The following is a 23,880-nucleotide window of genomic DNA, read 5'->3' on the forward strand; positions in this document are numbered from 1 at the left end:
TAGAACGCCCGCGTGCGACGATGCGCGGGTGCTTGGACGTGTACATGCCGCGATGACCTTGCTGGCCGTGGCGGGGACGGTGCTCAGCGGCTGCAGCAGCACGCTGGAGAACGTCAAGCTCACGATGGCCGCGGGCGGGAAGACCGGCGTGTACTACGCACTCGGCAACGCGCTGGCGGACATCTGGAGCGGACGGCTCGGCATCGCGCGGCCGCAGGTCGTCGCGACCGCGGGCTCGGTCGACAACGTCAAACGCCTGGTCAACGGCCAGGCCGACGTGGGGTTCTCGCAGGCCGACGCGACGGACATGGTCGGCGCGGCCAAACTGCGGGCGCTCGCGCGGATGCACGACGACTACCTGCAGATCATCGTCAGGGCGGACGTCCAGGCGAAGACGCTGAGGGAACTCGGCGGGCTGCGCGTCTCCATCGGCGAGCCGAGCTCCGGAGTGGAGCTGATCGCGAACCGCGTGCTGGAGTCCGTGAAGGTCACGCCGAACATCCTGCACCTCAACCTGGAGGCGTCGGCCAGGGCGATGCAGGAGGGCAGGCTCGACGCGTTCTTCTGGTCCGGCGGTCTGCCGACGCCGCAGATCTCCATGCTCACCAAGTCGCTGGGCGTGCGCATGCTCGACCTGAGCGCGGATCTCCCCGCGTTGCTGGAGCAGTACCCCGTCTACGGGTCGGCGACGCTGCCCGCGTCCACCTACGAGCTCACCGGCGGCCCGGTGACGACCTTGGTGGTGCGCAACTTCCTGCTCGCCACTGAGTCCATGTCGGACGAGGTGGCCGAGGCGCTGGTGCGCCAGCTCTTCACCGCGCAGCCGGAGCTCGTCCGGGCGAACTCGGCGGCCCGCACGATCGAGCGGCGCAGCGCCATCGAGACGTCACCGATCCCGCTGCATCCCGGCGCGATGCGCTATTACCGGGACATCAAGGTGTAGGCGCCGCAGGCAGCTCGACAACGACCCGCAGGCCGCCCTCGTCCGGCGACTCCAGCCGGACGGCTCCCTCAACCCGTTCCACGACGAGCCGCACGATCGACAGGCCCAGACCCGATCCGGGCACGTTCTGGTGCGCCGGGCTGCGCCAGAACCGGTCCGTGGCGCGCTCCAGCTCGTCGGGCTGCAAGCCGGGCCCGTGATCGGTCACCGAAAGCCGCACGACGCCGTCGGTGCGACGCACGTCGACGACGACAAGTGTCCCCTCTTGGGTGAATTTCAGGGCGTTGTCGAGCAACGCGTCGAGCACGGTCTCGACGCCGCGCGGCGGCGCGAGCGCGGTGCCGCCGGGTTCGCCGTCCAGGACCAGGTGCACCTCCTTGGCCGCGGCCGCGGCCTGCCAGGCGGACAGCCGCTCGGCGACCGACTGGTCGACGTTCACCGGAACGGGGTCGACCGAGCTGGACTCGGCGCGCGCCATGGCGAGCAGCTCGTCGAGGATCCGGTTCAGCCGGTCGGTCTCCGAAAGCGCTTCCCGCTGGTGCACCTCGGCCTCGAAGTCGACGTGTCCCTCCAGGTTGGACAGTCGGAGTTTCAACGCCGTCAACGGGTTGCGCAGCTGGTGCGACGCGTCGGCGACGAACGCCCGTTGCGCGGCCAGCACGTCGCTCACGTTCACCGCCATCTGGTCGAACGAGCGGCTGAGCTGCCGCAGCTCGGGCGGCCCGTGGTCGGCGTCGACCGGCGGCACGGGCTTGCCCGCGACGACGGCCGCGAGCAGCTTGCCGGTCGCCTCGTCCAGCGCCTGCACCGGCCGCAGCGTCCAGCGCACCACCGGCAGCGCGAGCAGCACCGCGAGCGCCAGCACCAGCAGCGACGCGGCGAGCAGCAACGCCCACCAGCCCAGGATCTCCAGGCGCGTCTTGCCGGTCGGCGAGAACGTCACGACCGCGCCGCGCACCTCGCCGTCCACCAGCACCGGCTCGGCCAGGATCATCTCCGTGGCGCTCCACGGCATGAACAACGGGGGCGCGGACGGCAGCCGTCCCGCGATCGCCTCCTTCACCCGGTCCTGCACCATGGTCTCGGTGAACGGCAGGCCCGCGCGCGACGTCACGAGTGGACGGTCGGGCTTGTCGCGCCCGACGAGGGCGACGCCGATGCCGTAGAGCTCGTCGTAGCGTTCCAGCTCCTCGCGCAGCTGCTGCGGTTTGTCGTCGATCAGCGGCCGCGCGGCCAGTGACGCGAACCGGCTGGTGTCGGTGAGCCGGTCGAGGAACAGCTCCTGCTGCTCCGCGGCCGACACGTTGCGCCCGAGCGGGAGCCCGAGGCCGACCAGCACCAGCACGATCAGCGCCAGCACGACCCCGAGCAGGCGCGACCTCATTGGTTCTGGCCCAGGCGGTACCCGACCCCGCGCACGGTTTCGAGCAACGCCGGGCGGCCGAGCTTCGTGCGCAGCGTGGCGACGTGGACGTCGAGCGTCCGGTTGGCGCCGGACCACGTGCGGCCCCACACCTCGGCCAGGATGCGCTCACGCGTGCACACCGCGCCGCCCGCGGCCATGACCAGGGCGAGCACCTGGAACTCCTTGCGCGACAGCGACACGGCCTCACCCGCGACGGTGACCTCGTGCCGGCCGAGGTCGACCCGCACGTCACCGGTCTGGAAGACCTCGGTGCTCGACGCGCCGACCCCCACCGGGTCGGAGCCGCGCCGCCGCCGCACGGCGTGCACGCGCGCCACGAGCTCGCCGACGTCGTACGGCTTCACCAGATAGTCGTCCGCGCCGGCGTGCAGCCCGAGGATCCGGTCGTCTATTTCTCCGCGAGCTGAGACGACGATTATGGCCACATCGCTGGCCGCACGGATCGCGCGACACAGCGTGACGCCATCGATGTCAGGCAGGCCCAGATCCAGCAGGACGACGTCGATCCCGTTGAGCCGGTCGAGGGTGCCTCTGCCGGTGGCCTGCCGGTCGACGCTGAAACCCCGCCTGGTCAGGGCGGGAAGCAACGCTTCCGCTACCCGATCGTCATCCTCGACGAGCAGCACGCGCACTTTTCGGACCTCCCGGGCAACCGACGTCAGCCTGTGACAGAGTTGAGACCCTAAGTCTTGCTCAATGTCCTGGACTGGTGTGGTGGCACAACTCTAGGTTTCCGCCAGCGCCGACGACCCCCAATATGGAGGACTGGATGACTGCCGCCTCTACCCCGCCGATGATTCGCATGGCGGGTGTGGACAAGTTCTTCGGCCCCCTGCACGTGCTCAAGGACGTGCAGCTGGAAGTGCCGAAGGGGCAGGTCGTGGTCGTGCTGGGGCCGTCGGGTTCCGGCAAGTCGACCCTGTGCCGGACCATCAACCGGCTCGAACCGATCGATTCAGGAACCATCGAGGTCGATGGTCAGCCGCTGCCGGCCGAAGGAAAGGAACTGGCCCGGCTCCGCGCGGATGTCGGCATGGTGTTCCAGTCCTTCAACCTGTTCGCACACAAAACCATCGTCGAAAACGTGATGCTGGCGCCCGTCAAGGTGCGCAAGACCGCGGCCGCCGAGGCCCGCAAGACCGCGATGGAGCTGCTCGAACGAGTCGGCATCGCCAACCAGGCGGAGAAGTTCCCCGCCCAGCTCTCGGGTGGCCAGCAGCAGCGAGCCGCGATCGCCCGCGCGCTCGCGATGCGCCCGAAGGTGATGCTGTTCGACGAGCCGACCTCCGCGCTGGACCCCGAAATGGTCCAGGAGGTGCTGGACGTGATGACGACCCTCGCCAAGGAGGGCATGACCATGCTGGTCGTGACCCACGAGATGGGGTTCGCACGCAAGGCCGCGAACCGGGTCATCTTCATGTCCGACGGCGAGATTGTCGAGGATTCGACCCCGGAAGAGTTCTTCTCGGCGCCGAAGTCCAACCGCGCGAAGGACTTCCTTGGCAAGATCCTGACGCACTGAAGTCCGCTAGCTGAACTGACAAGGCAGGAGAAGGACGATGAGGGTTCGCACCCTTGCGGCGTTGCTGCTGGCAGGTGGTCTCGCCCTGACCGCGTGCGGCAAGGAGGGCACCCCCGGCGACACGGGTGGCTCGACCGGTCTGTTCACGGTCGAGAAGGACGTCAAGGTCGAGGGTTCCCCGACGTTCGACAAGGTCAAGGCGCGGGGCAACCTCATCATCGGCGTCAAGGAAGACCAGCCGGGCCTGGGCTACAAGGACCCGACGACCAACAAGTACAGCGGTTTCGACATCGAGATCGCCAAGCTGATGGCCGCCAAGCTGGGCTTCGCCGAGGACAAGATCCAGTTCAAGACGATCCAGTCCGCCGCGCGCGAGCAGGCGATCATCAACGGTGACATCGACTACTACGTCGGCACCTACACGATCAACGCCGGTCGCAAGGAGAAGGTCGGCTTCGCCGGCCCGTACTTCCAGGCCGGTCAGGACCTGCTGGTGAAGAAGGACAACTCCGACATCACCGGTCCGGACACCCTGAAGGGCAAGAAGGTGTGCTCCGCGACCGGCTCGACGCCGGTGAAGAACCTCAAGGAGAAGGGCCTCGTCGAGCCGGAGAACATCGTCGAGTTCCAGTCCTACTCGCAGTGCGTCCAGAAGCTCCTCGACGGTGAGGTCGTCGCGGTCAGCACCGACGACGCGATCCTCAAGGGCTACGCCTCGCAGGAGCCCGAGAAGCTGAAGGTCGTCGGCAAGACGTTCTCGAACGAGCCGTACGGCATCGGTGTCGCGAAGGACGACAAGGCGCTGCGCACCAAGTTCAACGACGTGCTGCAGGCCGCCTTCGACGACGGCACCTGGCAGAAGATCTACGACGCCACGCTCGGCAAGTCCGGTGCGAAGGCGCAGCACCCGGCTGTTGACCGGTACTGATCGCTGTTCGCGGCCGGTGGACTCGCACGCGGGTTCACCGGCCGCCCCGTTTCCCGGACGGCAAGGAACCCCATGAGCGTTCTCACCAACAACCTGGACCTGTTCCTCAGCGGGTTCGGCACCACGTTGCGGCTCTTCCTCATCTCCGGCGTCCTGTCGCTCGTGCTGGGCACGATCCTGGCGATGCTGCGGGTCAGCCCGGTGCCGGTGTTCCGCGCGGTGGGCACGACGTACGTGACCGTGGTCCGCAACACGCCGCTGACCCTGGTGTTCGTGTTCTTCGTCTTCGCGTACCCGTACCTGGAGATCATCAAGTTCGACTTCTTCACCAGTGCGGTCGTCGCGCTGACGCTGTACACGTCGGCGTTCATCTGCGAGGTCGTGCGCTCCGGCATCAACACCGTGCCGATCGGTCAGGCCGAGGCGTCCCGCGCGCTGGGCCTCACGTTCGGCCAGATGCTCAGCAACATCGTGCTGCCACAGGCGATGCGCTCGGTGGTGCCGCCCATGGTGAGCACGCTGATCGCGTTGCTGAAGAACACCACCGTCGCCGCGGGTTTCTCCGTCGCCGAGGCGGGCCGCATCCGCGACGCGTTGTCCGAGCAGGGTGAGAACGTCCTGGTGGGACTGCTCTGGGTGGCGGCCGGCTTCATCATCCTGGTCATGCCGCTGACGTTGCTGCAGCGGATTCTCGAGAAGCGTTGGAGCGTGGCGCGATGAGCTCCGTCCTGTTCGACATCCCGGGCCCCCGCGCCCGGATGCGCTACCGCACGCTGGCCATCGTCGGCGCCCTGGCGATCGCGGCGCTCGTCGGGTACGTGGTCTACCGCTTCGCGGACACGGGCCAGTTCACGGCCCGCAAGTGGGAGTTCATCCAGTACGAGCAGATCCAGATCGGACTGGTCACGGCGCTCGGCCGGACGTTGAGCGCGTTCGGCCTCGGCGCCGTGCTCGCCATGATCTTCGGTGCGATCTTCGCGGCGGCCCGCCTGTCCGACCACGCGTGGATCCGCACGCCCGCGGCGGTGATCGTCGAGGGCTTCCGCGCGATCCCGCTCGTGATCATGATGTTCTTCTTCTACTACGGCCTGCCTTCGGCCGGCATCAAGATGAGCGCGTTCACGGCCGTCGTGCTGGGCCTGACCCTCTACAACGGATCAGTGCTCGCCGAGGTCTTCCGTGCGGGCATCAACTCGTTGCCGCGCGGGCAGAGCGAGGCCGCGTACGCGCTGGGCATGCGCAAGACCCAGGTGATGGTGCTGGTCCTGCTGCCGCAGGCGTTGCGGGCGATGCTGCCGACCATCGTCAGCCAGCTCGTGGTCTTGTTGAAGGACACCGCGCTCGGCTTCCTCATCACCTACGAGGAGCTGCTCAACTGGGGCCGCCAGCTCGGTTCCCAGCTGCAGTTCGGGCGGCCGTACGTGCCGACGATGCTGACCGTCGCGGCGATCTACATCGGTATGTGCCTGCTGTTGACGTGGTTCGCGAACTACCTGGAGAAGCGCAACCGCCGCAACAAGAAGGTCATCAAGCTCGACAACAACAAGGCCGAGGGAATAGTCCTCGGTGAGTCCATGGGCGCCGGTGTGCCTCCTGGGGCCGGTACTCTCTGACCGGTGTGAAAGGGGCGGCCGAGTGGCCGCCCCTTTTCATATCTAGCGCACCGGCAGCCCCAGCGTGCCGCCGTTGACGGTCACGGGAATCGGCACCACGTTGCCCGCGTAGGCCGCATCACTCGCCGCCACCACGACCCGGATGCTGTGCCCCGCCTGCCACTTCTTCACGACGCCGGGCAGCTCGACGTGCACCGGCTTGGCCGGATCCACCCGAGCCGGCGAGATCAGCCGATGCTGCAACGTGACCGTGCCGTCCGGCGCGACGTCGTAGAGCTTCGCGAACAACACGACCTCGGCCGCCGGCGCGGCGAGGTTCAGGTCGAGCGCCGGCATGCCGACCGTGACGAGGTCCTGCGTGACCGGGACCGTCCACTGTGCGAACGTGCCGGGCCCGTCGATCAACGGCGACAGCTGGTCCGGAATGGACGACTGGAGGGCCGAGGTCTCCGAGTAGCTCGTCGGCACCGGCGCGTTCGTGTACGTCTGGGCGCCGGTCAGCGGGAACTGCCGCGTGGTGCCGACCGGGTAGGTGCCCGAGTCGTACGTCCCGGACCAGTCCTGGAAGTACGCGAAGTCCGGCCCCGTGTTCACGGACGCCTTCTTGAGGTACCGGTCGAACCACGCGAAGTACCGGCCCTCGAGGTAGGCCTCCTCGCCGGGCGCGGGCGCGCTGTCGCTGTGGCCCCACTTCTGCCAGATCATCTTGACCGTCGTGCCCTGCTGCTTGAGCCCGCGGTACGTGGCCGCGGCCTCCTGCAGGTTGAACAGCGTGTCGGCCTGGCCCTGCATCAGCAGCGTGGGGGCCTTGACCTTCGACATGTAGCTCGCGACCGACGCGTGCCGGGCGAACGCCGTGGTCTCGGGCGACGGGTAGCCCTGCAGGAGCAGCTGCGCCATGGCCGCGCACGCCTGGTCGGTGAAGTTGGGGCACCCGACGTTGCGCGCGGGGTCGATCGTGGCGCCGGTGAGGCCGTCGAGGATGCCCTCGCCGAAGAACAGGCCGGACCAGTGTCGCTTGTGGACGCCGGGGCCGCTGCCACCGTTGTTCGGCGCCAGCGAGTACGACAGGTCGTTCCAGGTGATCACCGGGACGAGCGCGTCCACGCGTGGGTCGATGCTCGCCACCGCGAACTGGATCTGCCCGCCGTACGACCCGCCGATCATGCCGACCCTGGGGTCGGTGCCGTCCTTCTTGACGAAGCCGATCTTCGTTCCGTCCTTCGCGGCCTTGGTGCCCGCGAGGAAGTCGACGAGCTGCTTGCCCGCCTTGCCGTCCCAGTCGGGGTCGTCGAGCGTGATCTTGCAGCCGCTGCCGCCGAACCCGAGTCCGGAGTAGCTGAGCACCGCGTACCCGCGGTTCACGAGTTTGGCCGCGATCGCGGCCTGGTCGTCCTTCGACCCGCCGAACCCGTTGGTGGTGAGCACCGCGGGCACCTGGGCGGTCGTGGCCGGCCGGTACAGGTCGGCGACGACGTCGCAGTGCGTGTCGTCGTTGGGCCCCACGACCACGTCGAAATGCAACGTCGTCTTGGACCCCGTGTCGGCGTTCGCCGCTGTCGCGCCCCCGAGCACCAACAGAACAGCCAGCAACCAGCGCACTTCGCCTCCCGAAGCGGGGCCGCTCACCACTGAACGACCTCCGCCCGGTCCAACGATCACTCACCCATCCGGGTTACGACCACGTCGCGCCGTCGACGCCGCCCGAGCCTTCACCATCGGTACCGCGCATGTGGTTCACCTCCCCCAGATATCGAGCCCGGACCAGCCCAGGACGGTGCTGACGACCTCCGGCGTGGTGCCCTCGGTCTGCCGCGTCATGCCGCGGTGCACCAGGCGCACCGCCTCACACTGGTCGGTGCCGTATACCCGGATCAGGTCCGCGGCATTCCCCCGATGACGCACGTAGATCAGCGACTCCGGGTCGTCCGGGTCGCCTTGTACGAACAACCTGAAGCCGGCCGCCACCAGACTCAGCACCGCCGCCGTCTCCACGGGGAAATCACCAGAACTCACAGAAATGACGCTAAGGCTTTGGTCGCTCCGATCGCGACTTTCAGTCGCGGCTCTGCATAAACTCTTCCGCCACTTCCCAAAGGAATGCGGTAGCGTCATCACCAGTAAGCGCATGATCGTAGAAGAAATCGAACAGTTCGAGATGATACTGAACATCTTGCGGCTCGCGCAGCGAGACCGCACCGGAGAACAACTCGGCAACAACCAGGCGATCGTCATAGATGAAGAAGATGTTCAGCGGCCCTCGACGCACCTCTGCGGAGAACGGCAGAATGGCGATGTCAATGTTCGCCCGAGTCGACACCTCTGCCATGTGCGCGACCTGGCGGGCCATGACGCGCTGGTCAACATAGCGCCAGCGAACGGCCTGCTCAGTCATGAGAAATACAAATCTCTTCGACTCGTCGCCAAGAACTCTCTGCGAATCAAGGCGGGCCTGCACCGCCTTCTCCACATCGATGACTGGGGCACTCTTTGCAACCGGCGAAAAGGCCAGCCGCATGTACTCGGGTAGCTGCAGCAGGCCTGTCGGCATGGCCGGCAGGAACTGCTTCACAACCGCCGACGACTCGATGAGCGCCTTGATCTCGTCCTGCATCTTCCACAGGCCCATACTTGCGTAGGCCCGGTAGGACACGTAGTCGATGTTGGCTGCCCGCGCCACCGCGACCAACTCCCGCGCGGCATCAGCAGGCACCTGCAGGGCGCGGAGGATGCGCTCGACATCAGCAACCGAAGGAAGGATCTTTCCGCGTTCGATCCGGCTGATCTTCGACTGGGACATGGCGCATCGGACGGCCAGCCTCTCCCCCGAGAGGCCAGCCGCCTTGCGTAGTTGTCTCAGCGCAGCCGCCAGACCTTCACGGCGCTGTCGCTGTTCGTCAGGCTGAATACTCACTGAATGGGACGGAGTGCTCCAAGGCGTAGTCGCGCCACGCGAGGTACTTCGCCAGATCCGGAGGATTCTCCAGGACCTCTCGGTCGCGGAGAGTGTTGTCGTCATTGAAGTGCAGAAGCAGGACAGTAGACTCGTCGAACAGCCAGAAGTCCAGATCTGGTAGGTCGAGCTCTCGATCGGTGATGTCGACGATTCGATAGTCCTCACCCGCCTTGGTGTTGCGAGGAACACCAATCGTCAACAACCAGCGGGTATAGTCAGTGTACGGACGGCGAACCAGCTTCGCTCGCTGCATAGTCTTGCCAGCGGCAATGTTCGCCGAAACCAGATTCCTCCAGTCCGTCGAGTACTTCATATCGTCGTACGGCTCGCCTCGGAGGAACTTGTTGAAGTTCTCTTGCTCGTTGGGCATGTTGTAAATCTGGCGCGTCTCCAGCCGGAATGCGCTGCGCGTATAGGTCTCGAAGAGGCCGTTACTTGGCGGCATGGTCAGCATCCTTCCAGAGCGGCGAGCGCTTCCCGTACCAAATCCACGGGCAATTCGACCGCTTGCTCCCCGTCGCCGAGCTCCACCTCGGCGACCACGCTCTTCCCCTGGAGCACCAACGTGCCGCGATCGGATGCGTAGATGGTGTCGCATCCGTTCACTTCACATGCCCCTGCCAGCCTGCGAAGGTTGTTCATGACACCGAGAGTGCCACAGTGGACACTGTGGGTAGCAAGCCTCAGTCGCGGATCCGCATAAAGTCGTTCGGACCTGAACGCCGGGACGATCCGGTGGCTATGCCAAGTCCACCGGATCGCCGGCCGTCCGGCTACGAAGACGTCACTCCGTCGCAACCGCCCGAGCCATCCCCATCAGTACCGCGCACGTCCATCACCTCCCCTACCGTCGACCCGAAATCGACGGTAGGGGTTGGAGGATTTCCAAGGTCAGCCACGAAAGGCTCAAGACCGGCGGAAGAGCTTGTTGCCCAGCCACACGATGGGGTCGTACTTGCGGTCCGCCACGCGTTCCTTCATCGGAATGAGCGCGTTGTCGGTGATGTGGATGTGCTCGGGACACACCTCGGAGCAGCACTTGGTGATGTTGCACAACCCGAGCCCGTGCGACTCCTGCGCGGAATCGACGCGGTCCGCCGTGTCCAGCGGATGCATCTCCAGCTCGGCGACCCGCATCAGGAACCGGGGCCCCGCAAAGGCTTCCTTGTTCTCCTCGTGGTCGCGGATGACGTGGCAGGTGTTCTGGCACAGGAAGCACTCGATGCACTTCCGGAACTCCTGCGACCGTTCGACGTCCACCTGCTGCATCCGGTACTCGCCGGGTGCCAGGTCCTTGGGCGGCGTGAACGAGGGGATCTCGCGTGCCTTCGTGTAGTTGAAGGACACGTCGGTCACGAGGTCGCGGATCACCGGGAACGTCCGCATGGGCGTCACGGTGATGACCTCGTCCTCGGTGAAGGTCGACATGCGGGTCATGCACAGCAGCCGCGGCTTGCCGTTGATCTCCGCCGAGCACGAGCCGCACTTGCCCGCCTTGCAGTTCCAGCGCACGGCCAGGTCCGGGGCCTGGGTGGCCTGCAGGCGGTGGATGATGTCGAGGACGACCTCGCCCTCGTTCACCTCGACGGTGAAGTCCTCCAGCGCGCCACCGGTGTCGTCACCCCGCCACACGCGGAACTTGCCCTGGTAGCTCATGACAACTCCTCCGGCGTGAGGTACTTCTCCAGCTCGGCGCGGTCGAACAGGTCCAGCAGGTCCTTGCGGATCGGGATCTGGGCCTGTTCCTCGACGTTCACCCGCGTCCCGTCCAGCGAGCAGACCAGGAGCTTGCGCCGCCAGTCCGCGGACATCGCCGGTGCGTCGTCACGGGTGTGCCCGCCGCGCGACTCCGTTCGCAGCAACGCCGCGCGAGCAACACATTCCGACACCAGCAGCATGTTCCGCAGGTCCAGTGCCAGGTGCCAGCCGGGGTTGAACTGCCGGTGGCCCTCGACGGACAGCGACTGGGCGCGTTCCTTCAGCTTCTCCAGGCGCTCCAACGCCTCCTGCATCTCCGACTCACGACGGATGATGCCGACGAGGTCGTTCATCGACTGCTGCAGCTCCATGTGCAGCGTGTACGGGTTCTCCCCGCCCTCCGCCTGGAACGGCGCCAGCGCGGTCTCCGAGGCCCGCGCCACCGCTTCGTCCGAAACGGACGGACGTTCGGAAAGCCCGCGCACGTAGGAAGCCGCGCCCTCACCGGCGCGACGGCCGAACACCAGGAGGTCGGACAACGAGTTGCCGCCCAGGCGGTTCGAGCCGTGCATGCCGCCGGACACCTCGCCGCACGCGAACAGCCCGTTGACCGACGACGCCGCCGTGTCCGGGTCGACCTCGACGCCACCCATCACGTAGTGGCAGGTCGGGCCGACCTCCATCGGCTGCGCGGTGATGTCCACGTCGGCCAGTTCCTTGAACTGGTGGTGCATCGACGGCAGCCGGCGCCGGATCTCCTCGGCGGGCAGGCGGGTCGAGACGTCGAGGAACACGCCGCCGTGCGGTGACCCGCGCCCGGCCTTGACCTCGGAGTTGATCGCACGGGCGACCTCGTCGCGGGGCAACAGCTCCGGTGGGCGCCGGTTGTTCGCCTGGTCGGTGTACCAGCGGTCGGCTTCCTCCTCGTTGTCCGCGTACTTGTCCTTGAACACCTCGGGGATGTAGTCGAACATGAAGCGCTTGTTCTCGGTGTTGCGCAGCACGCCACCGTCACCGCGGACCGACTCGGTGACGAGGATGCCCTTCACCGAAGGCGGCCAGACCATCCCGGTCGGGTGGAACTGGATGAACTCCATGTTGATCAACTTCGCACCCGCGCGCAGCGCGAGCGCGTGGCCGTCACCCGTGTACTCCCACGAGTTCGACGTGACCTTGAACGACTTGCCGATGCCACCGGTCGCCAGGATCACCGCGGGCGCCTCGAACAGCACGAACCGGCCGGACTCGCGCCAGTAGCCGAAGGCGCCGGCGATCCGGCCCTCCTCGACCACCAGGTCGGTGACGGTGAACTCCTGGAACACGCGCAGGCGTTCCTCGTAGTGGCCGAACTCGGCGAAGTCCTCTTGCTGCAACGACACGATCTTCTGCTGCAGCGTGCGGATCAGCTCGAGCCCCGTGCGGTCGCCGACGTGCGCGAGCCGCGGGTACTCGTGACCGCCGAAGTTGCGCTGCGAGATCTTGCCGTCCTTGGTGCGGTCGAAGAGAGCCCCGTAGGTCTCCAGCTCCCACACCCGTTGCGGCGCCTCCTGCGCGTGCAGCTCCGCCATCCGCCAGTTGTTCAGGAACTTGCCGCCGCGCATGGTGTCGCGGAAGTGCACCTGCCAGCTGTCGGACGAGTTCACGTTGCCCATCGCCGCCGCGATGCCGCCCTCGGCCATCACGGTGTGGGCCTTGCCGAACAACGACTTGCAGAGCACCGCCGTGCGCATGCCGTGCTCACGGGCCTCGATCGCGGCACGCAGACCGGCACCGCCGGCACCGATCACGAGGACGTCGAACGAATGCCGTTCCACCTCGGGCAAAACCACTCCTAGTTGATGATGCGGAGGTCGGAGATCGTCCCCGATGCGACCAGCGCGACGTACAGGTCCGTGAGGCAGACGAACACCAGGGAAGTCCACGCCAGCAACATGTGCCGGTTGTTGAGCTTCGAGACCTGGGTCCACATCCAGTACCGCACGGGATGCTTCGAGAAGTGCTTCAACCGCCCGCCCGCGATGTGCCGGCACGAGTGGCACGACAGCGTGTACGCGCCGAGGAGCCCGACGTTGACGAGCAGGATGATGTTGCCGAGCCCGACACCGGTGCCGAAGGCGACGATCGCGTCGTAGATGTTGATCAGCAGCAGGATCGAGGCCGCGTAGAAGAAGTAGCGGTGCAGGTTCTGCGCGATCAACGGGAACCGCGTCTCACCGGTGTACTTGGTGTGCGGCTCGGCCACGGCGCACGCGGGCGGGGACATCCACGCCGCCCGGTAGTAGGCCTTGCGGTAGTAGTAGCAGGTCACGCGGAACCCGAGCAGGAACGGAAGAATGATCACCGGCGGGGTGAGGAAGCCGGGGAGCTCGGGCAGCGGCCGGCCGAAGTGCGCCGCCGCGGGCAGGCACTCCTCGCTGAGGCACGGGGAGTACATCGGTGTGAGGTAGTGGTACTGGTCGACCCAGTAGTAGTCGCCCTGGAATGTGCGGAACGCCGCGTAGATCGAGATGAGCAGCAGCCCGACGAACGTCGTCAGGGGCGGCAGCCACCACCGGTCAGTGCGCAACGTACGAGCGGCGATTTCTGCCCTCGCCATGCCTCACCTTTCGTTTTTCACAACGCTGTGAACAAACCGTCTGGGTGGAAAGCGACGGCCCCCGCGTCCGGCGGGGGCCGTGAAGACCGCTGGGTCAGGAACCCTGACGGTACCCACCCAGTCCTTCGTCGTCTGCGTCCTTCCAGAGGGACTCGTCGTACGGCGTGTCGGGCACGACGACCACCTCCCGTTCGACCCTCGGAGCCTCGCGCTGGCGCGGTGTGCTGTCGATGTCGACGAGCTCCGTCGCGTCGATGTCCATCCGCTCGACGTCGTTGGCGAGCCGCTGCACCGCCGCCACGTCGCCATATCGGCCGCGCAGCGCGGACACACAGTGGCGCAGCTGGCCGATCACCCGGCGCAGCTCGACGATCTCAGTCGATGTCATGAGGGCACCTCCGTCCCCGTCCCGAGGTCTTGCGGGTCGTGTGCTGCATGCTGCCGTGACACGCGTCACGTGACAAGCACCACAGCCGTCCCAGTTACTGAATCGTTTTTGAAGGACCGGGCCCTCATCACCTACTGTTGCTGCCGTCACGCCAGCCATGGGACGCCAGAGTCGTCGTCCGACCTGTGATCCCCTGGAGAGACGCATGAGCGAACTGCACCCCGTGATCAACGAGGTGACCGCCCGGATCGCCGCGCGCAGCATCGACACCCGTTCGGCCTACTTGCAGCGTGTCGCCCGTGCTCAACAGGACGGCACGTCCCGCACTGGCATGGCCTGCAGCAACCTGGCGCACGGGTTCGCGGGCATCACCGGCGGCGACAAGGAGAAGCTGCGTCAGCTGCGCAGGCCCAACGTCGCGATCGTCTCCTCGTACAACGACATGCTGTCGGCGCACCAGCCGTTGCGGGACTACCCGGCGTGGATCAAGGACGCGGTTCGCTCGAACGGCGGCGTGTCGCAGTTCGCCGGCGGCGTGCCCGCGATGTGCGACGGCATCACCCAGGGCCGTGACGGCATGGAGCTGTCGCTGTTCAGCCGCGATGTGATCGCGATGTCGACGGCGGTGGCGCTGTCGCACGACATGTTCGACGCGACGCTCTTGCTCGGCGTGTGCGACAAGATCGTGCCCGGCATGCTGATCGGCGCACTCTCGTTCGGTCACTTGCCGGCGATCCTCGTGCCCGCCGGCCCGATGGCGTCCGGTTTGTCCAACAAGGAGAAGGCCCGCGTCCGGCAGCTCTACGCCGAGGGCAAGGCCACCCGCGAGGACCTGCTCGAAGCCGAGGCGCAGTCGTACCACTCGCCCGGCACCTGCACGTTCTACGGCACGGCGAACTCGAACCAGATGGTCGTCGAGGTCATGGGCCTGCACCTGCCCGGCGCCTCGTTCGTGCCACCGGGCACCGGGCTGCGTCGCGCGCTCACCGAGCACGCCGGCCGCCGCGCCGTCGAGCTCGCCCGTGAACGGGTGACGCTCGCCGACGTCGTCGACGTCAAGGCGATCGTGAACGGCGTCGTCGCGCTGCTCGCGACCGGCGGCTCGACCAACCACACGATGCACCTCGTCGCGATCGCGGCGGCCGCGGGCATCGAGCTCGCCTGGGACGACTTCGCCGACCTGTCGTCGGTGGTGCCGCTGATCGCCCGCGTCTACCCGAACGGCAGCGCCGACATCAACCACTTCCAGGCCGCGGGCGGCGTCCAGTTCGTCGTCGGCACCCTGCTCGACGCCGGGCTGCTGCACCCCGACGTCCAGACCGTCGCCGGTCCCGGCCTCGACCGCTACCGGCAGGAACCCGCGCTCGTCGACGACGAGCTCGTCTGGCGCGACGGCCCCGGCCGATCCCTGGACACCAATATATTGCGTTCTGCATATCAGCCGTTCGCCGCGGACGGCGGCCTGCGCGTGCTGTCGGGCAACCTCGGCCGCGCCGTCATCAAGGTCTCCGCCGTCGCCGACGACGACCGCGTCGTCGAGGCGCCCGCGCGGGTGTTCACGACGCAGGAGGCGTTCCAGGAGGCCTTCCAGGCGGGCGAGCTCGATCGCGACGTCGTGGTCGTCGTGCGTCAGCAGGGTCCGCAGGCCAACGGCATGCCCGAGCTGCACAAGCTGACGCCGCCGATGGGCGTGCTGATGGACCGGGGCTTCAAGGTCGCGCTCGTCACCGACGGCCGCATGTCCGGCGCGTCGGGCAAGATCCCGGCCGCCATCCAGGTCACCCCCGAAGCCGCCGTCGGCGGCCCGCTCGCGCGCGTCCAGGACGGCGACGTCGTGCGGCTCGACGCCCGGCGGGGCACGCTCGAGGTGTTGGTCGACGCGCGCGAACTCGCGCAGCGACCGCTCGTGGACTTCCCGCCGACCGGCCGCGAGTGGGTCGGCACCGGGCGCGAACTGTTCGGCGCGTTGCGGCGAGCGGTCGGTCCGGCGGATCGTGGTGCCACGGTCTTCGGCCCGATCACCCCTGACCACTTCTTCCAGGAGGTCTGACCCGTGAGCGCCCACCTGCTCGAGCTGTCGCCCGTCATCCCGGTGGTCGTCGTCGACGACGCGGCGCACGCGGTTCCGCTGGCGCAGGCGTTGCTGCGCGGCGGCATCGGCGTGATCGAGCTGACGCTCCGCACGCCCGCCGCGCTGGAGGCGATCGAACGGGTCGCGGCCGAGGTTCCGGACATCGTGATCGGCGCGGGCACGGTCACCGCACCCGAACACGCCGAGCAGGCCGCGAAGGCGGGCGCGAAGTTCCTCGTCACGCCCGGCACGACGGACCGGGTCTTGGACGCCGCCGAGGCGACCGGCCTGCCGTTCCTGCCGGGCGCGGCGACGGTGTCCGAGGTGATGCGGCTGGCCGAACGCGGCCTCACCGCGCTGAAGTTCTTCCCCGCCGAGGCGGCCGGCGGCGTCGACTACCTGAAGTCGATCGGCGGCCCGATCCCGCACGTCCGGTTCTGCCCGACCGGCGGCATCACCCCGGAAACCGCGCCGAACTACCTGAAGCTGCCGAACGTCGGCTGCGTCGGCGGCTCGTGGCTAGCTCCGAAAGACGCATTGGCCGCCGGCGACTGGGCACGAATTGAGACGCTGGCAAAAGCGGCAGCGTCCCTTGTGGGTTAGACCACGCCTGACCCTCAAACCCGCTCGTCAGGCCCATATGAGACGAATTCCCGGGAATACACACCAAGATCACCGTGTCACACTTGCTCGTTGCAAAGACGCACGAGAGGAGCAGGTGTGCCTGTCCAGGAAGCCGACGTCGCGGGTCTGGTTGGCGAGCAGCTGACGCTGTCCGCATTCAACCAGCTTTCCGGAAGTCTCGGTGGCTATTCGTTCGTGAAGGTCGTCGTCGACCGCCAGACGAAGACGATCCACTTCCTGAACAACGCGCGCTACGCGTTTCACGCCTACTACATCGGCGTGGAGATCCTCGGCGTGTCCCAGGAGGACATGCAGGCCCGCATCGACGAGTACAACCAGGGCTTCTACCACGACCCCGACCGGCGCTTCTTCCTCGGCATCCTGTCCATGCACATCCGCGGCGAGAAGCGCATCTTCTCGCTGGAGACCGTCGAGGTCGACACCATGTCGGTCGAGATGATCCGGTTCTTCCACGGCTTCGTGCGCGACCACCTGGACCCCGCGCTGCCGTTGCTGTTCAAGCCGGCGAACCACCTTCAGGAACAGGCCGTCGCGGCGATCCCGGCCGACGAACTGCCGCGCATCCTCGCGCATGAATTGTTCTCCTCCGCGCAGTTCGTCGCCCTGAACCCCGGAAAGGCGCGCGGGCGGCTGCGCGCGTTCCGCACCGAGGACGAGTACCGCAAGAACACGCTCGAGTGGTACGACATCGTCGTCATGCACCGCGTTCCGGACGACATTCCGCGGCTCGCGGGCATCATCAACGCCGAGCACACGACCCCGTTGTCGCACACCAACGTGCTCGCCACCGGCTGGTCCATTCCGAACGCCATCCAGATCGGCGCGTTCGACCTCATCGACCGGGAGAACCTCGACGGCCAGTGGGTCGAGTACGAGGTGTCGGCGGCCGGCGCCAACGTCGGGCTGCGGCTGATCGACGAGCCGGAGGACATCGGCAAACGGCCCGCCTGGTACGCCCAGCGCATCTCGCTGGAGGAGCCCGAGGCCTACGACGTCCCGATCGTCAACCTCGCGCAGATCCGCTACAACGACAGCCACCGCTACGGCACCAAGGCCGCGAACCTCGGCGAGCTGCACCACGTGCTGGCCACCGAGACCCCGCGCCGCCTGCTCGGCTTCTTCCAGGTCCCGCGCCCGCCGCGGGACAACCTCATGCCGTACCTGGCGAAGCTGCTCGACGTTCCGGAGCACGCCGACCTGGTCGCCGCGGCACAGCAGCTGATCGCCAAGCGGGTGCGCGTGCCGCGCGGCATCGCGCTGCCGTTCTCGTTGCAGCAGCGGTTCCTCGAGGGCTCGCCGAAGATCCAGCAGCAGATCGGCAAGCTGAAGATGGCGCTGGAGCTCAACGCCAAGGAGATCGAGCCGCTCTGCGTGGAGCTGCAGCGGATGATCCGCCAGACGCGCGTGCCGGACCGGATCCTGAGCGAGCTGGACACCGCGCTGATCTCGCACCTCGCGGGCGTGCGCAACTTCGTGGTGCGCAGCTCGTCCAACGCCGAGGACCTCGCCGGGTTCTCCGCGGCGGGCATCTACGAGTCGTACAACCACGTCTCCACCGCCGAGAAGATCGTGCAGAGCGTCAAGGAGGTGTGGGCGTCGCTGGTGTCCGCGCGGAGCGTGCGGCTGCGCCAGCAGGCGGGCATCTCGCTGGACGACTGCTTCATGGGCGTCGTCATCCAGGAGCAGGTCGAGGCGGACTTCGGCGGCGTCCTCGTGACGACGAACCCGATGAACCGCAACGACTTCCGCAACGTCTACGTCAACGTCTCGCCGAAGGTCACCGACGTCGTCGACGGTTCGAAGCTGCCGATGCAGTTCCTCTACAGCACCGTCGAGGGCGGCGGCCGCACCGTGTCGCTGGGTGACGCGAAGGAGGACCTGTCCGAGGCCGGGCACGCCCAGCTGCAGCGCCTGGCGATCGTGGGCCGCCTGCTGCAGTCGCACTTCTCGCCGGACTACACGTTCGACTCGCCGGTCGACATCGAGTGGCTCGCCACCGACGAGATCCTCTACGTGCTCCAGCTGCGGCCGTACTCGATCTGATGCTCGGTCTTCGCGTACCGGCGACTCCGGATGTGGCGCGGGCCGTCCGCCTGACGTACGGCTTCCAGTTCTTCTTCGGCCTGCTGCTGTGGGTACCGATCTTCTACGAGTACCAGAAGCAGCTCGGCATGTCCGACGCCGAGATTTTCGGCATCCAGTCGATCTACTACATCGCGTTCTGCCTCATGGAGATCCCGACCGGCATGGTCGCGGACCGCTTCGACTACCGCACCTCGCTGTGGCTCGGCGCGGGCGTGCTCGTGGTGGCGAACATGGTGCCGGTGTTCGCCGGGAACTACACCGGGTTCCTGGTGCACTTCCTGCTGATCGCGCTCGCGCGGTCGCTGATCTCCGGCGCGCAGAGCGCGTACCTGTACGAGTACCTGAACGCGCACAACGCCGGGCACCTCTACCTGAAGGTCGAGGGCGTCGGCCGGTCGTACAGCCTCGTCGGCAAGATCGTGTACTGGCCGGTCATCGGTCTGCTGATGCAGTGGAACATGCCGTCGCCCTACTGGCTCACGGCCATCAACGCGTTCATCGCCGTGGTGTTCGCGCTGAAGCTGCCGCCCATCCCGGGCTGGCAGCGCACCGAAGGCAAGACGTCCAAGCTCCTCGCGGGCGTCGGCGGCGCGTTCTCGGCGTTGAAGTCGTCGCGCTGGTTGCTGCTGCTGATGATCCAGGGCATCGCGATGTTCACCCTGGTGCGGATCATGCAGGTCAACCTGTTCCAGCCGGCGCTCGAGTCGAAGTCCGTGTCGGTCAACTGGTACGGCTCGGTGCTCGCCGCGATGACGATCTTCGAGGCGGTCAGCGCGGCCCGGCCGCACTGGTTGTCGAAGAAGATCGGCCCGGCGCGGTCGGTGTTCCTGCTGACGATCGTGATGGCGCTGTCCATCGGTCTGATCGTGCCCGCGAACGGCATCGTGACGATCGTGCTGCTGTGCCTGTTCTCGGTCACCGCGGGCATGAGCTTCCCGATCCAGAAGAAGCTCCTCAACGACGCGATCCCGGATTCCCGTTACCGGGCAACGCTGTTGTCGATGGAGTCCATCATGGACCGTGCGGTGTGTGCCGTCGTCGCCGTGGCGCTCGGCGCGTACCTCGCCGGTGGGCGGCTCAACGAGTTCCTGCTGCTGTCGTGCTTCGTCAGCGTCGGACTCATGGCCCTGCTCGCGGCACTGCTGCTCGCGGTCAGGACCACAAGGCGGCGACGAGCTCAGCCCGTCCGTTGATACCGAGCTTGCGGTAGACCCCGGACAGGTGGAGCTCCACCGTGCGGCGGGTGAGGTGCAGGGTCTCGGCGATCTGCCGGTTCGTCAGGCCCTGCGCCGCCATCCGCGCGACGCGGTTCTCCTGCTTGGTCAGGCCCTGCATCTGCTCGCCGTCGTCACGCACCTCGTCGCTGGCCAGCTTCGCCAGCGGGTGCGCGCCGCACGACCGCGCCATGTCCAGCGCGCGCCGCAGGTGCGGCATGGCCTCGTCGGGCTTTCCCTTGCGGCGCAGGTGCAGTCCGAGCCAGTAGAGCGCCTGGGCGTGCAGCAGCTTGTGCGGTGACGCGTCGAGTACGTCGCACGCCTCGGCGAGCACCTTCACGTCCTCGGTCGCGATCCCGACGCCGATCAGCGCGATGCCCATGACCTTCGGCGTGCCCCAGCGCTTGGCCAGGTCGAGGTCCTCCTGAGCCACCCGCAACGCCTCGTCGCGGTTGCCGAGCGCGAGGTGCGCGCGCACGACGTGGTGCCGCCACGGCATCAGCGCGGGGTTGTGGATGTCGAGCTGTTCGAGGCGACGGCCGCACTCCAGCAGGTCCTCCAGCGCGCCCTCGGGGTGGCACGACGCGAGCTTGAGCCGGCCGCGCGCGTAGAGGATGTGGCTGTGCTGCAACAGTTCCCCGTCGTGCGCGACGAGCGGCAGAGCCTCGTCGAACTGGCCCATCTCGATGCACACCTCGGCGAGCTTGGCCGAGGCCAGCAACACGGCCGGGCACTCCGGATCGCCGCTCGCGGGCTGCGTGAGAAACGTGTAGGCGCGGGCGAGGTCACCGGTCGCGTGGAACGCGGCGCCACGCGCGATCATGGTCAGCACGCCCTGCCGCAGGTGCGGGTCGTGCGACACGGGCGCGCTGCTCAGCGCACGCCAGAACCGGCCGGTGTGGTCCGGGTGGTCGGTCAGCACGGGCAGCAGGAACGTGAACACGAACGGCTCGCCGAGCACGTCGATCCACTCGCCGTCGAGCGCCTCAAGGGCGTGCTCGACGGCCTCGGTGGCCGAGTCGCCGCGGCGGGAGTTCCCGATGGCCAGCAGCGCGGACCGCGACCGTTGCAACGCCGGGTCCCGCGGGGTCTCACCGATCAGATCATCGTAGTACTTGGCTGCGCAGTGCGCCATCTGCGGCTCACGGCCCGCGGCCATCAGGTAGGTGGCGCACACGATGTGCCACACCAGGTCCCGGTCCTCGGGCATGAGCCGGCCGACGACCAGGATCGCCAGCGACACGGCGAGATGCGCGTCCGAGCGGCTGCACATCCGCAGAATCAGGTTCAGCGCGGTGTGCGCGGCCAGGTGCGGGTCCTCCGCGCGGGCCAGCGCGTCGCGGATCATGTCGCGGCCCTCGGCCGGGTCCATCAGGTGCCGCACGTGGCCGAGCTCGACCTGCACGGCCAGTTTGTCCTCTTCGGACAGATGTTCCTCGAGCGCGCGTTCGAGGTGTTCGACCCGACCGACCTCGCGCAGCACGTCGACGGCCCACGGCAGCCGGACCGAGCGAGCCTTGAGCACGTGGTCGGCGATCCGCTCGTCGGGTGCGTCCGACTCGTAGAGCAGCCAGGCGGCGCGGGCGTGACCGGCGCTGCGGACGGCGACCGGCATGTCGGCGAGGATGCTGTTGCGCACGAACGGCTGCGCGAACGTGAGCGGGTCGGTGTCGGCGAGAATTCCCATGCGCACCAACGGGTCCACCGACGGCAGCACGTCGAACCCCGTAAGCGCCGACAACAGCGCGATGGTCGCGTCCTCGCCGAGCACGGCGGCGGAGCGGACGACCTCGGCGGCCCCGTCGAAGTCTCGCAGCCGCGCGCGCAGCGTCTCGCCGACCGAGGCCGAGCCGGCGGTGCGCACGTCACCGGGTTCGCGCAGCAGCTGGTGCAGCAGGTAGGGGTTGCCCGCGGTGGCCTCGTGCGCCGCTTCGGGGTCCTTGTCGGTGAGCTGACGGACAGCGTCGACATCGAGGCCGCCGAGCTCGATGCGGTGCGGGTCGGCACCGGTGATCTCGGGTAACGAGACCTCGTCCAGCGCCGGATGGCCCTGCGCGACGCAGAGTGCGATGACGACCGGCAGCCGGTCCAGGCGGGGGCGGATGAACGCGACGGCCCGCTTGGACCACGTGTCGGCGAGGTGCACGTCGTCGATGGCGATCAGCAGGGGCGCCTTCTGGACGGTGCCGAGGACCCGCTCGTACAGCTCCTCCAGGTCCAGCTCGTTGTCGAGGCAGGCGGCGAGCTGCCGGACGACGCCGCCGCTGAGGTGGCTCTCCAGCCGGGAGCAGCGGGCGGACCGGGCCTTGAAGCCCAGCTGCTGGGCCTGCGCCGTCATCGCGTCCAGCAGCGCGGTCTTGCCCGCGCCGATGCCGCCCGCGATCACCACGCAGGACGCGGTGCCGCCGACGGCGTCGGTCAGCAGTCCGCGCAGAAAGGACAGTTCGTTCTCACGTCCCACCAGTGGCGTGGTCACCGCAAACGACTCCGATCTTCGGTACCGAAGGGAGCAGGGCTTCGGAGGGCTTCGGATTCCTTCGGTGTGGACCGTAGAGACCTCCGTCACCCGATCGGGCAAACTTACCGAGAGGTAACAGTTCGTGGAACAGCGGAGCAACAGATGATCCTGGACAGGCTGAGGCAGGGCTGGCAGGCCCTGACGCGCCTGCTCACCAGGTCACACATGCCGCAGCTGCGGGATGACAGCGGAATGACCCTGGGCGTCGACCTCGACGACCTGCGGTTGCGTGCCGCCGTTGCCCGCGGCCAGCGACTCCACGACGGACAGCACCGCGGCGACTGCGACGACGAACCCCGCGGCGACGAGCAGCAGGCTTCTCGCGACCTTGCACAGCGGCGCGCGCACCGACATGGCGAGCGCGGCCCTGGCCGAGGGCTCCCGCAGCAGCGGGGCGAAGCTGGAGAACTCGTCCATCTCGCGCTGACAGTCCCCGCACCGGGTTAGGTGCCACTCGAACGCCTCGGCGTCCTCCGGTGCGAGGACGCCGAGGGCGTACGCGGCCACATCATCATGGCGCGTGCCTGACTCCATCTCCCTAGCTCCTGTCCTGCAAAGCCCGGCGGATCGTGTGCATCGCCTTGTACAGCCGGGACTTGACGGTTCCTTCCGGTACCCCCAGAACCAACGCCGCCTCCTTCACCGTGCGACCGAGAACGTACGTTTCGTAGATTGCTTGACGGTGTTCGTCACTCAATTGGCGGATCACATCGGTGATCACCATGACGGAAAGTGTCTGCTCGGTATCGTCGGGCGATTCGGCGATGTCCGGTCTCGTCAATTCGACTTCCTGTGGCCGCGCCTGCCGGCTGCGCCATCCGTCGATGACAATCCGGCGGGCGACGGTGGAAAGCCAGCCACGTAACATGCCCGGTTCCCGAACAAGATTGTCGGAGTTCTGCCAGGCCCTGATCAAAGTCTCCTGGACGACGTCCTCGGTCCACTGCCGGTCGTAGTTGGTCAGACAGAGCACCTGCGAGAAGAGCATCCGCTGGAACTGCCCGTAGAGCAGAGTCAGCAATTCCTCGTCTTGGGCCCCTGAAGCTCTGGCCAGATTTCCCATGGAGCGTGCGACCTCCCCGGAGATCGGAAACGTCTCGCTGCGGGCGGCAGATCCTGAAGCGACGTGTTCCGAAGGCGGAATCAAGCCCACCTTACTACGCGAACACGAAAGCCTCTCGGGTACGTAAATCGGGCCCGAATGGTTCGACTAAAGTTATGTGATCCACGTCACATATTGATCATTGCATCGATCGTGAACCACGGCACCACCAGCA

23 protein-coding genes are annotated in these 23,880 nt (G+C 67.3%); 9 read left to right on the forward strand and 14 right to left on the reverse strand.

All coding sequences use genetic code 11. The annotated features are described in order from the left end of the window. The first annotated feature begins 52 nt into the window (after positions 1-52). Positions 53-943 (forward strand): TAXI family TRAP transporter solute-binding subunit, encoded by an 891-nt coding sequence (locus QSK35_RS31790; protein ID WP_285751298.1) that lies wholly within the window; start codon positions 53-55, stop codon positions 941-943. Here the strand turns inward: QSK35_RS31790 and QSK35_RS31795 are convergent. Both QSK35_RS31795 and QSK35_RS31800 read right to left on the reverse strand, forming a co-directional pair. Next, complete coding sequence (locus tag QSK35_RS31795) at positions 933-2,327, reverse strand: sensor histidine kinase (protein WP_285751299.1); 1,395 nt, start codon at positions 2,325-2,327, stop codon at positions 933-935. The two genes, QSK35_RS31790 and QSK35_RS31795, sit on opposite strands and share 11 nt — an antisense overlap. Further along, positions 2,324-3,001 carry a response regulator transcription factor gene (locus QSK35_RS31800; protein ID WP_285751300.1) on the reverse strand — a complete coding sequence of 226 codons (678 nt, stop codon included), beginning with the start codon at positions 2,999-3,001 and terminating at the stop codon, positions 2,324-2,326. The genes QSK35_RS31795 and QSK35_RS31800 overlap by 4 nt, the downstream gene beginning before the upstream one ends. A gap of 161 nt (positions 3,002-3,162) precedes the next feature. Here QSK35_RS31800 and QSK35_RS31805 point away from each other — a divergent pair, with 161 nt between their 5' ends. The 4 genes from QSK35_RS31805 (at position 3,163) to QSK35_RS31820 (ending at position 6,432) form a co-directional block, all read left to right on the forward strand. Continuing rightward, positions 3,163-3,891, forward strand: a complete 729-nt coding sequence (locus QSK35_RS31805; protein ID WP_285751415.1) for an amino acid ABC transporter ATP-binding protein — start codon at positions 3,163-3,165, stop codon at positions 3,889-3,891. Positions 3,892-3,928: 37 nt separating this feature from the next. Next, positions 3,929-4,819 (forward strand): glutamate ABC transporter substrate-binding protein, encoded by an 891-nt coding sequence (locus QSK35_RS31810; RefSeq protein WP_285751301.1) that lies wholly within the window; start codon positions 3,929-3,931, stop codon positions 4,817-4,819. Between the two features lie 72 nt (positions 4,820-4,891). Then, the gene (locus QSK35_RS31815; RefSeq protein ID WP_285751302.1) at positions 4,892-5,539 is read left to right on the forward strand and encodes an amino acid ABC transporter permease; all 648 of its coding nucleotides are present in this window, start codon (positions 4,892-4,894) and stop codon (positions 5,537-5,539) included. Further along, on the forward strand, positions 5,536-6,432 hold the full coding sequence (locus QSK35_RS31820) for an amino acid ABC transporter permease (RefSeq protein ID WP_285751303.1): 897 nt from the start codon (positions 5,536-5,538) through the stop codon (positions 6,430-6,432). The genes QSK35_RS31815 and QSK35_RS31820 overlap by 4 nt, the downstream gene beginning before the upstream one ends. Positions 6,433-6,474: 42 nt before the next feature. On the opposite strand, the gene QSK35_RS31825 is transcribed toward QSK35_RS31820, so the two are convergent. The 9 genes from QSK35_RS31825 to QSK35_RS31865 all read right to left on the reverse strand — a co-directional run bounded on the left by QSK35_RS31825 (position 6,475) and on the right by QSK35_RS31865 (position 14,070). Then, positions 6,475-8,034 (reverse strand): CocE/NonD family hydrolase, encoded by a 1,560-nt coding sequence (locus QSK35_RS31825; protein WP_285751304.1) that lies wholly within the window; start codon positions 8,032-8,034, stop codon positions 6,475-6,477. Between the two features lie 135 nt (positions 8,035-8,169). Continuing rightward, positions 8,170-8,448: a hypothetical protein gene (locus tag QSK35_RS31830; RefSeq protein WP_285751305.1), complete on the reverse strand. Its 279-nt coding sequence runs from the start codon at positions 8,446-8,448 to the stop codon at positions 8,170-8,172. A 40-nt stretch (positions 8,449-8,488) separates the two neighbouring features. Then, positions 8,489-9,346 carry a helix-turn-helix domain-containing protein gene (locus tag QSK35_RS31835; RefSeq protein WP_285751306.1) on the reverse strand — a complete coding sequence of 286 codons (858 nt, stop codon included), beginning with the start codon at positions 9,344-9,346 and terminating at the stop codon, positions 8,489-8,491. Continuing rightward, positions 9,330-9,842, reverse strand: coding sequence for a DUF6879 family protein (locus QSK35_RS31840; RefSeq protein WP_285751307.1), 513 nt, complete (start codon positions 9,840-9,842; stop codon positions 9,330-9,332). Before QSK35_RS31840 ends, QSK35_RS31835 begins: the two co-directional genes overlap by 17 nt. Beyond that, on the reverse strand, positions 9,836-10,030 hold the full coding sequence (locus QSK35_RS31845) for a hypothetical protein (RefSeq protein WP_285751309.1): 195 nt from the start codon (positions 10,028-10,030) through the stop codon (positions 9,836-9,838). The genes QSK35_RS31840 and QSK35_RS31845 overlap by 7 nt, the downstream gene beginning before the upstream one ends. Positions 10,031-10,294: 264 nt before the next feature. Beyond that, entirely contained in the window at positions 10,295-11,044 is a 750-nt protein-coding gene (locus QSK35_RS31850; protein WP_285751311.1) for a succinate dehydrogenase/fumarate reductase iron-sulfur subunit, read from the reverse strand. Next, the gene (locus tag QSK35_RS31855) at positions 11,041-12,909 is read right to left on the reverse strand and encodes a fumarate reductase/succinate dehydrogenase flavoprotein subunit (protein ID WP_285751313.1); all 1,869 of its coding nucleotides are present in this window, start codon (positions 12,907-12,909) and stop codon (positions 11,041-11,043) included. Before QSK35_RS31855 ends, QSK35_RS31850 begins: the two co-directional genes overlap by 4 nt. Positions 12,910-12,917: 8 nt before the next feature. Beyond that, positions 12,918-13,682, reverse strand: a complete 765-nt coding sequence (gene sdhC / locus QSK35_RS31860) for a succinate dehydrogenase subunit SdhC (protein WP_285751315.1) — start codon at positions 13,680-13,682, stop codon at positions 12,918-12,920. Between the two features lie 94 nt (positions 13,683-13,776). Further along, the gene (locus QSK35_RS31865; protein WP_285751316.1) at positions 13,777-14,070 is read right to left on the reverse strand and encodes an Rv0250c family protein; all 294 of its coding nucleotides are present in this window, start codon (positions 14,068-14,070) and stop codon (positions 13,777-13,779) included. A 205-nt stretch (positions 14,071-14,275) separates the two neighbouring features. On the opposite strand from QSK35_RS31865, the gene edd reads away from it, so the two are divergent. From edd to QSK35_RS31885, 4 genes are all read left to right on the forward strand, one after another. After that, positions 14,276-16,120 (forward strand): phosphogluconate dehydratase, encoded by a 1,845-nt coding sequence (gene edd, locus QSK35_RS31870; RefSeq protein WP_285751317.1) that lies wholly within the window; start codon positions 14,276-14,278, stop codon positions 16,118-16,120. 3 nt (positions 16,121-16,123) lie between these two features. Then, the gene (gene eda, locus QSK35_RS31875; RefSeq protein WP_285751318.1) at positions 16,124-16,744 is read left to right on the forward strand and encodes a bifunctional 4-hydroxy-2-oxoglutarate aldolase/2-dehydro-3-deoxy-phosphogluconate aldolase; all 621 of its coding nucleotides are present in this window, start codon (positions 16,124-16,126) and stop codon (positions 16,742-16,744) included. A 117-nt stretch (positions 16,745-16,861) separates the two neighbouring features. Beyond that, positions 16,862-18,829, forward strand: a complete 1,968-nt coding sequence (locus tag QSK35_RS31880) for a PEP/pyruvate-binding domain-containing protein (protein ID WP_285751319.1) — start codon at positions 16,862-16,864, stop codon at positions 18,827-18,829. Further along, a complete protein-coding gene (locus QSK35_RS31885; RefSeq protein ID WP_285751320.1) occupies positions 18,829-20,064 on the forward strand; it encodes an MFS transporter in 1,236 nt (411 codons plus the stop codon). Before QSK35_RS31880 ends, QSK35_RS31885 begins: the two co-directional genes overlap by 1 nt. Here the strand turns inward: QSK35_RS31885 and QSK35_RS31890 are convergent. From QSK35_RS31890 to QSK35_RS31900, 3 genes are all read right to left on the reverse strand, one after another. Then, a complete protein-coding gene (locus QSK35_RS31890) occupies positions 20,024-22,561 on the reverse strand; it encodes a LuxR C-terminal-related transcriptional regulator (RefSeq protein ID WP_285751321.1) in 2,538 nt (845 codons plus the stop codon). The genes QSK35_RS31885 and QSK35_RS31890 overlap by 41 nt on opposite strands. A 201-nt stretch (positions 22,562-22,762) precedes the next feature. Next, positions 22,763-23,137, reverse strand: coding sequence for a zf-HC2 domain-containing protein (locus QSK35_RS31895; protein WP_285751322.1), 375 nt, complete (start codon positions 23,135-23,137; stop codon positions 22,763-22,765). A 4-nt stretch (positions 23,138-23,141) separates the two neighbouring features. Beyond that, positions 23,142-23,666, reverse strand: a complete 525-nt coding sequence (locus QSK35_RS31900) for a sigma-70 family RNA polymerase sigma factor (protein WP_285751416.1) — start codon at positions 23,664-23,666, stop codon at positions 23,142-23,144. Positions 23,667-23,880 lie beyond the last annotated feature (214 nt).

It is taken from the genome of Lentzea sp. NBRC 105346, assembly GCF_030269605.1.
Taxonomy (GTDB): domain Bacteria; phylum Actinomycetota; class Actinomycetes; order Mycobacteriales; family Pseudonocardiaceae; genus Lentzea.